Annotated in this window: 8 protein-coding genes and 1 other RNA gene; 4 read left to right on the forward strand and 5 right to left on the reverse strand. The window is 47.7% G+C overall.

Going from position 1 to position 7,830, the window contains the following annotated elements; all coding sequences use genetic code 11:
- Positions 1 to 246: 246 nt before the first annotated feature.
- A complete protein-coding gene (locus ACN0YH_RS07370) occupies positions 247 to 2,220 on the forward strand; it encodes a hypothetical protein (RefSeq protein WP_417378916.1) in 1,974 nt (657 codons plus the stop codon).
- Positions 2,221 to 2,232: 12 nt separating this feature from the next.
- Here ACN0YH_RS07370 and ACN0YH_RS07375 read toward each other — a convergent pair whose 3' ends face one another.
- Positions 2,233 to 2,721: a hypothetical protein gene (locus ACN0YH_RS07375; RefSeq protein WP_417378917.1), complete on the reverse strand. Its 489-nt coding sequence runs from the start codon at positions 2,719 to 2,721 to the stop codon at positions 2,233 to 2,235.
- Positions 2,722 to 3,012: 291 nt separating this feature from the next.
- Between ACN0YH_RS07375 and ACN0YH_RS07380 the strand changes: the two genes are divergently transcribed.
- On the forward strand, positions 3,013 to 3,345 hold the full coding sequence (locus ACN0YH_RS07380; protein ID WP_417378918.1) for a hypothetical protein: 333 nt from the start codon (positions 3,013 to 3,015) through the stop codon (positions 3,343 to 3,345).
- A 20-nt stretch (positions 3,346 to 3,365) separates the two neighbouring features.
- Here the strand turns inward: ACN0YH_RS07380 and ACN0YH_RS07385 are convergent, their stop codons facing one another.
- The gene (locus ACN0YH_RS07385; protein WP_417378919.1) at positions 3,366 to 3,680 is read right to left on the reverse strand and encodes an Hpt domain-containing protein; all 315 of its coding nucleotides are present in this window, start codon (positions 3,678 to 3,680) and stop codon (positions 3,366 to 3,368) included.
- Between the two features lie 508 nt (positions 3,681 to 4,188).
- Here ACN0YH_RS07385 and ACN0YH_RS07390 point away from each other — a divergent pair.
- Entirely contained in the window at positions 4,189 to 5,367 is a 1,179-nt protein-coding gene (locus ACN0YH_RS07390; protein ID WP_417378920.1) for an LptF/LptG family permease, read from the forward strand.
- On the opposite strand, the gene ACN0YH_RS07395 is transcribed toward ACN0YH_RS07390, so the two are convergent.
- Positions 5,364 to 6,449, reverse strand: coding sequence for an alpha/beta hydrolase family protein (locus ACN0YH_RS07395; RefSeq protein WP_417378921.1), 1,086 nt, complete (start codon positions 6,447 to 6,449; stop codon positions 5,364 to 5,366). The genes ACN0YH_RS07390 and ACN0YH_RS07395 overlap by 4 nt on opposite strands.
- A gap of 165 nt (positions 6,450 to 6,614) precedes the next feature.
- Positions 6,615 to 6,860: a hypothetical protein gene (locus ACN0YH_RS07400; protein ID WP_417378922.1), complete on the reverse strand. Its 246-nt coding sequence runs from the start codon at positions 6,858 to 6,860 to the stop codon at positions 6,615 to 6,617.
- A gap of 293 nt (positions 6,861 to 7,153) precedes the next feature.
- Between ACN0YH_RS07400 and ssrA the strand changes: the two genes are divergently transcribed.
- Positions 7,154 to 7,511, forward strand: a transfer-messenger RNA (tmRNA) gene (gene ssrA / locus ACN0YH_RS07405).
- Positions 7,512 to 7,643: 132 nt separating this feature from the next.
- Here the strand turns inward: ssrA and ACN0YH_RS07410 are convergent.
- The coding region (locus ACN0YH_RS07410; protein ID WP_417378923.1) for a hypothetical protein at positions 7,644 to 7,830 on the reverse strand (187 nt) is incomplete at its 5' end.

Genomic DNA, 7,830 nt, shown 5'->3' on the forward strand with positions numbered 1-7,830 from the left:
TACCACATTAACTCACATCCACTTTCATATTTGAGAGGGTGGATTGTGCTGATTCTGCTCAATATGCCAATGCAGAATTGTCGATCTTCCACTGTGTTCCACACCATGTTTCTGCACGTGATTCAATACCTCCTTTCGAACCGGATGTAAACACGCGGATACGTGTCGCAGCCAGGCTCTACCATATTCCAGACACTGATTCCAGGTATGCTCTCTCGACCGTTTTACACAATAATGTGTCTGATCATGTTAATCGCTTCGTTGATTTCGTGGGAAATTCTCTCCACAAAATCCGATTTCTTGCCTGCTACACCAAGAAATCGCCGTGCTGTAAGACAAGTCAAAGCTTTTAAGCCTGTCAGACGTCCCCCTCCGCCTGTGGACTGGAAGCAGCCTGTCAGTGTTACAGGCTTGGAAAATCAACTGCATTTTCCGCTGTCATTTTCTCCCGGCGCTGAGTACGTGCTCATAGTCAACAACCTGGATCGCTCCCCCAGACAGACGAAAACTATCGTCCTGACTGCTGATGTCACATCAGACGAACAGCCTGCCACAAACTGCTATTTTGAGAATACCCAGGATCTCGTTTCCGGCACCCGTGCCTGCAGCTTTCTCAATACTCCAAAACACCATCATTCATCAGGCACTATTGATTCCGTGAATGAAGCATCGTCTGATAAAGAACTCCAGGAGCCCATACGGTACTTCCATTTATTTGTAACCGATGGAGATCTATCGGACAGAAATCAATACACGCGTCTCAAGGCGAGGCTGATTGAACAGAGCCCCCGCGTCGCGGTTTATCTTGATGAACAGCAAAAACCCGAAGAACTGGCGAGTGGGCTGGTCAGCGATCTGATCTCGCTACTCGAGAATGAGGTGCTGGACAAGATCAACAGAGAATGTGGTCCAGTACGCGATATCGATGGCAACGGTCGTTTCACCATTCTACTCTCTCCCTGGCTGGGTAAGCTTCAGGGGGGAAAAACTACCATCAATGGATTTGTCCGTCCCAGCGACTTCCGAGATAATGTAGCGGAACCGTTCAGCAATCACTGCGATATGCTTTACCTGAATTCCGCATTGAAACCTGGACAACAGTTACTCGACCTACTGAGCCATGAAGTGACCCATGCAGCAGTTTCCAGTATCCGCACTGCCCGTGACCATGCTCTTCCAGATGAAGAAGACTGGTTAAATGAAGGCATCGCCCACCTGATGGAACCGGGTTATACAAATCGAGACTATCGGATTAGTGAATTTTACCGGTCACCTGAATCATATCCACTGGTCGTCTCCGATTATTACCGTGCACAACTCTGGCGCAACCACGGATGCCGGGGGGCTGTGAATCTGTTTCTGAACTGGTGTAACCAGCTTGAATCGAACAGAAGTTTTGCAAAGCGTTTTACTCATCACCAGTTAACTGGGACTGAGAAGATTGAGCAGTTAACTTCCACTCCATTTCCGGAACTGTTTCGATTCTGGTCTCTGGATCTGGCCAGGCAGTCTCTGTCTTACAACACACTGCAAGCGACCTCGAATATCCCTGAACCGCTCATCTACTGTGGTAGATTTATACTGGCGGGTCCTGCAATTCACGACTGGCATCTGTCACATCAAAATCAGACTAGTTTGGAAATTGCATCAACAGCTTCCGGCTTTCTGCGACTCAAATCAGATAGTCCACTACCGGAAACACGGATGATTAAAGTACAGGGATTTCCATCAATGCAGTTGACGCTGTTGAAAATAAAACAGCCGTCACAGCAGGTTTCCCTGCAGGCGCATTATATTTCTACTGAATATCCGGCCGAATCAATTTCCGAATTCGTTGAAGTTCGTCTGCGTTGCTGTCACCCCATCAATTCAAAAGTTGAATTGATCAGCCTGGAATTTAATGGGGCTTATCTTTCACAAGTCGCTCGACAACCTCACAAACTGGACACCACGCCGATCACTTCTGCTCAGATTAAACAGAGATCCGGACTGCAAATCACGAAACTGGACTCACTTATTCAGCAGGGAAAACAGCAGACAGAATTTCGTGTGTTGCTCCCCCGAACGAACCTCGACGGCAAAACAGGGGCAGAAAGCCTTAGCTGGAAAGCCATTGTGATTTCTGAAGCTCAGGACCGAAGTGTCGCCCAGGCGGAAATGCCATTCCCCTCGCTGACACCACGCAGACTGGCAAAGACCATTAGCGATTCTGCAAACTGAACTACAATAAGATTAAAAGCTGGTAGTATCGTCCTGATTTTCACCCAGATATTTCAATCGAATCGCAAACATTTTTTTCAAGCGTGATACCGGATACATTCGTACTATCTTATTCTTGTAGGTAATTCTACCCTGATCGTCACGCCCCAGTTGTGCAGCAACATCCGGTTTGGCCATTCCTGCATACAGGCCGGCAAAAGTTTCCGGGTCCACGCCATTACCAGCTTCCAGATCATCCAGAGCGTTCACTCCCCCACAGGAAACTGCAAATGCATTCAACCCTTTTGTAGCAGGACGCATGAAATTTTCCTGTTCGAGAGCTGACTGTGCTTCGACCAGTTGCCTTACCCCGCGTTTGATCTTGTCTTCGGTCTCTTCAGTGGGAGTCCCGGAGGCCTGCTGTGCGTGCAACCGGGTGCTTTGAAAGCTTTGCGAAGCACCTAATACATAACCGACGGTAATCAGCAATAAACCGACAGCGACCTGGCTAACCTTGGACATGAATGACTCCCTGTAAATGCAACTTTTTTGTTTTGTGGCTTCTATTGAAGGTCAACAACCGTAGAACACATGATCGCACCCCGGTCTGCTGGCTTAAAATAGTCAAATAGCATGACATGCAGTAGCGTTTGAAGATCATTTTTACTAATAATTGACAGCTCAGGTCAATAAGAACCCTGAAATTTAGCAGCTGAAACCTTGATCCTCTGAATATATCCTGGAATTCAGCCCAAACGAATCTCATACCCGGCGGGTCCCAAATCCATTACTCAGAGCCAGAGATTTACGAAGATGACCATCGAAAAATTTCAACAGGCACTGTCTCAGATCGTCACCCAGTTCCAGAGAGCCGATTATGATACGAGACATCTACTCCTGGATCTTTCTGAAAAAATCCAGGAACTCTCGGAACAATTCCCCGAGACCGCGCCCGCTCATCTGAAGAGTGAATGGAAATCGATCTGTATCGATGTAGATGCAGTCCAGCCTGCCTTTAAAAGCCATCGTAAAACTTCGACTCTTTTCGATCGGCAGGGTATGGGACGTCCGGGAGTTCAAACCGCAAAAGCACTCATTATTAGAATCGTGTCACTGTCAAAACTGATCGATCGACTGACGGCATAGTTTATGCTTTCAATCCGAATTCAGACGACAATACGATTCAGGTGATGCAACAACAGCTCTTTTTGCTGTGCAATTTCGATCCGATCTTGCGATTTGCATGCCTCTTCCAGTTTAGCAGCAAGCTGGGAAAGTTCATCAAATCCATAGCCGGCTCCTGCACCTTTCAGCTGATGCGCCAACGTTTTAATCTGATCTAGATGCTCAGGATTCACTTCCTGGCTCAAAATCTGCTTTTTCTCCTCGATCCCATCGACGAACATTTCAATCAGTTCCAGGAAATCATCGTCGTCACAAAATGCCGATCGAACAGGGCTAGTTTCTAAGGTATCCAACATATTGAGGTACTCCAATTCTACTCAGGGTCCCAAAATCATTTTATTTAATTGTTTGATTTGCGTCTCAGAACTTCATCCCGGCGGGAGACAGCATCAGTTCCAACTTGCTACGTTTACAATTAATAGTCTGGGGGATTTCTCGTGATACAAAAAAGGTTCATTTATCCAATTTAGATACGAAGTAATAGGGGTCTGCGAAATGGATGTACTGAATAAGACAGATATGCCGATACGAGATTTATACAAAACAAGGTATTACACTCAATTTCCAGAGCACATGACTATAAACACAAGAACACGTAACCACTGTCTGATATTGACTCAAACCGGGTGCTTACCTTATACACCTTCCGTGATTTCGATTACTCCCGTCTGGACAGTTCGAGTGGATTCCTGAGCTTGGGTCTATCTGAACCGAGTCTGATTCACTGGGCATATCAGAATCAGATAAATTTGAGCTAACCCCTTTAATCCGTTCTCTTTAGTTCTAGATATATTTAACCCTGCCATGCGATTGTTACAGCGCTACGTTCTCTTTGAATTATTGCGCGTTTTTACACTCATGATTACTGTTTTGACAGTTCTGCTGGTATTTGTTGGCGCGTTCCAACAGGCAACCAGTCAGGGTCTGGGTGTGATTCTGGTTTTAAAAATCCTGCCGTTCATCGTCCCCAGTATGCTGCCATTTACTATACCGGCAACCCTGTTACTGACGGTATGTGTGGTTTATGGACGCATTGCCGGTGACCAGGAAATCACGGCTGCAAAAGCTGCGGGGATCAATGTCCTCTCACTTCTCTGGCCTTCTTTTATTCTGGGAGGCTTTCTGAGTCTGGGTTCACTGATTCTGAGCGACCAGATTATTCCCTGGGCGGAAAAAAATATCGAGAACACCATCGCCTGCGAGCTCGAAACCATCTTCCTGGAAAAACTACGTTCACAAAATCAGATCCATGACCCGACCAGTGGAATTTCTATCACCGTCATGGGCGTGCGCGACAAAACTCTACTCGTCCCCACATTCCGCTACTCGCCTCCCAACAAGAAACCAGTCCATCTTCAGGCTGAAGAAGCAACACTGGAATTTGACCTCACCAATCAGCAGGTCATCCTGCATATTTCCAAGGGGCATATTGACTTCCCGGGAAAACCTCGTTTCTTTGTCGAAAAGGATACTTTTCCGTTCCCGCTTCCCAGCCAGACCACCATGGCTAAACCCAGGCACATGAGTGTCAAATCCATCAAATCCGAGCTCGTAGATCTCAGTGAGAAAAAAAACGAGTTCGAATTCCAGCGCGATATCGAAGTTGCCATGCTGTTGGCGCTGGGAGATTTTGAACGCTTTCAATCACCTGAAGTCAATAATGACCTCCCACAGGATCAGCTTCAGGAAAAACGCCAGAACAAGCTCAAGACAGCCCTCTCCAGCCGATTCGCTTTAAGCTGCAGCTGTTTTTTCTTTGTACTGGTAGGCTGTCCTTTTTCCATTGCCCAGGCACGACGACAGTTTCTCACCAGTTTTTTTCTGGTGTTCCTGCCAATTTTGCTCTTTTACTACCCCATCGTATTGCTGGCAATTAACCTGGCCAAACAGGGAAAGATTGAACCAACCTGGTCCCTCTGGGCGGGTAACGCAGGTCTGCTGATCGTCGCGATTCACATGCTGCGAAAAGTCCTGCGAAATTAAGAACCTGTCGTATCGACACTCCGCTTCTTTACATCCCAGTCAGAGAAAAACGTCGTTAGCCGGCGCGTTTCTCCAAAGATGAACATCGCCGCAGAGATATGCCCCGCATCCAGCCAGACCAGTTCCGGCTTCTTTCCCATTGATTCCCATAATGCCACAGCACTTTTGGGAGGGAGAATCTCATCATGTTTCGCAGCCACCATCAGCACATCACGGTCCTGCAACAATTGGCCATACGTATGCGGATCCACGGGCGACATGATTTCAAGAAAGGATTCAAACGTTCCCCCATTATTCAGCCACTGCTTTCGAAACAGCTTTGCGTGGGGATGAGGATTTTCCCAGATCCCCAGCGCCAGATTTCCTCCCCCCAGGTAAATGGCTACTTTCTTGAAGCGAGGCTCTGCTTCGGCGGACAACGCTGACATGATGCCTCCCAGACTGATTCCAGTAACTCCCAGTCGTTCTGCATCCACTTCCTGGCGGCTCGCCAGCCAGGCTGCCGCCCGACGAATATCCAGCACCGCCTGGGTCATGCCCTCTGCCGTGTGTTCGGGCACAAAAGAAATCATCCGCCGTCGACTCTGTGCACCGCTACCACGTCGCTCAGCGTAATAAGGCATTTTGATGGTGAGCGCCGCAACCCCCTGACGTGCCAGAGAATTCGCGGACATTTCTGACAGCTCAAATCCCCCTCCCAGAATATGCAGACACACACAGGCTGGAAACGGCCCCGGCCCTTCAGGCTGATAATAATGACCGTGCACCGTATTGTTATCGTTTACAGCCGTCTTCACGGGAGAAGGAAACGTGACATCATATACCTTTACCGGGCCACTCATCCGTTTAAACTGACAGGTAAACGGAAAGGCATGTGGCTCCAGGTGGAACCGCGCAGGAACTTTGTCTTCTTTCTGAGTCGTCTCGAACTGAACCTGCCCCTGCTCTGGAATGTCTACAAATTGAGAACCCGCTACTTTCGATTCGGCCCTGCCCACATCAGGCACACCGATCAGAGAGAGCAACACACAACAAGTAACCAGAAGACGTCGTTCCTGTGACAGGTGAAGTACACAATCCATAACAGATAAACTTCCCGATTAGCACTAAGATAAAAAAACAGCCACTGTTTCCTGCCAGCGACCTGATGTATTCATCAAGCTATTTTAGGAGAATGACAGCCAGGAATGTAGACTGATTTTACAGAGATTTCCCTGATGAAGAGAAAAGAATGGAAATAGAGAACCTTACTCAAAACCGGACCAGGCTTCAGAAGAAGATCCTTTCTGCTTCGACTTCCCGGCATTCAGAACCCGCTCGATTTCTTCCGCGGACATCCCCGCGGCCAGCAGATGGTGTTTGAGGTTCACATCTTCCTGATGACACACCGTTTTGGACCAGTAATGACTGATGATCGCAGTCACCCCGGAAACGAGAGGTAATCCAACCAGACAAACGACAGCAGTAACACCAGTGACATCAATGTCTCCCATGGGTCTCTCCTGAGAAAAGTAACCGGTAATTTGTCATCCAACGGGTCTTCGCTGTCAGGTGTCGAATCTTGAATATTTGCCGGTTTTTCTTTTTCGGTTCTGGAATCGGGAAATACAGTAAATGAAGGCCCTTCGACAGATAAATTGTTCTGAGATCAGAATTTCCGTAAACAGAGTAAATTGACTCCAGACAACCTGCTGATAATAATAAGACAGGAACAGAAAGATTTCTCAAATAGAGTTGATCTTTTTGTGACGTTTTAGCGTATGATAGATGTACTACTGAAGACACGGGGGGCGATCGGATTCGACTGGTTCACCGTATGTTAAGGTGGCGTGCCGTGGTTGATCAGTTGGCCACGTAAAAAGCTGATCAAAATCTAATTGCAAACAAGCAATTTTCAATGGCTGCTTAATAAAAGCAACCCTGGCTTAGGAATCCCTGCCTGAGGAGTCCGAAGGCTAGTCACAAAATTAGGCTGGTATCAGATCAATGTCCGCTCCGTCTGATACGAGATCCGTGGTGGACTGGTTTCCGAAAGGCTCTGTTTGTCGTGCCCGAAGAAACGAGACTCAAACGATAAAATATGCACGTAGAGGCTTTAGCTGAGGGTTCACAGGACGCGGGTTCAATTCCCGCCGCCTCCACTAAAAGGCTGCTTACCATTTCCGGTAAGTGGCCTTTTTTCATGCTCATTGTTCACTCATCATCTCCCTTCCGTTAATTTGTTCTGATGAAAATTTTCGACTTGACTCCCCCCTGCCCCCAACCAGAATAAGCGTCTAACTGAGTCGCGCGCGTGACCAGTTTACAGTGCACTGAAACACAAGCCACTTGTTCCAGGTCCTCACTAAAAACAAGCCTGTTTTTTCCAGATAATCAGTTGGCAGAACAGCACCAGTTCTTAATGTATGCCTGCGGGTCGCCACACTTCGCAGCCCTTCACCCCGGCACCGCCCTGGTACCGCC

It is taken from the genome of Gimesia sp. (genome assembly GCF_048262075.1).
GTDB lineage: Bacteria > Planctomycetota > Planctomycetia > Planctomycetales > Planctomycetaceae > Gimesia.

Excerpts from the sequence above, each read along its gene's own strand:
- ACN0YH_RS07375 (WP_417378917.1), bottom strand. The coding sequence starts at position 2,721 with ATGTCCAAGGTTAGCCAGGTCGCTGTCGGTTTATTGCTGATTACCGTC.
- ACN0YH_RS07370 (WP_417378916.1), top strand. The coding sequence starts at position 247 with ATGTTAATCGCTTCGTTGATTTCGTGGGAAATTCTCTCCACAAAATCC.
- ACN0YH_RS07395 (WP_417378921.1), bottom strand. The coding sequence starts at position 6,449 with ATGGATTGTGTACTTCACCTGTCACAGGAACGACGTCTTCTGGTTACT.
- ACN0YH_RS07380 (WP_417378918.1), top strand. The coding sequence starts at position 3,013 with ATGACCATCGAAAAATTTCAACAGGCACTGTCTCAGATCGTCACCCAG.
- ACN0YH_RS07400 (WP_417378922.1), bottom strand. The coding sequence starts at position 6,860 with ATGGGAGACATTGATGTCACTGGTGTTACTGCTGTCGTTTGTCTGGTT.
- ACN0YH_RS07390 (WP_417378920.1), top strand. The coding sequence starts at position 4,189 with ATGCGATTGTTACAGCGCTACGTTCTCTTTGAATTATTGCGCGTTTTT.
- ACN0YH_RS07385 (WP_417378919.1), bottom strand. The coding sequence starts at position 3,680 with ATGTTGGATACCTTAGAAACTAGCCCTGTTCGATCGGCATTTTGTGAC.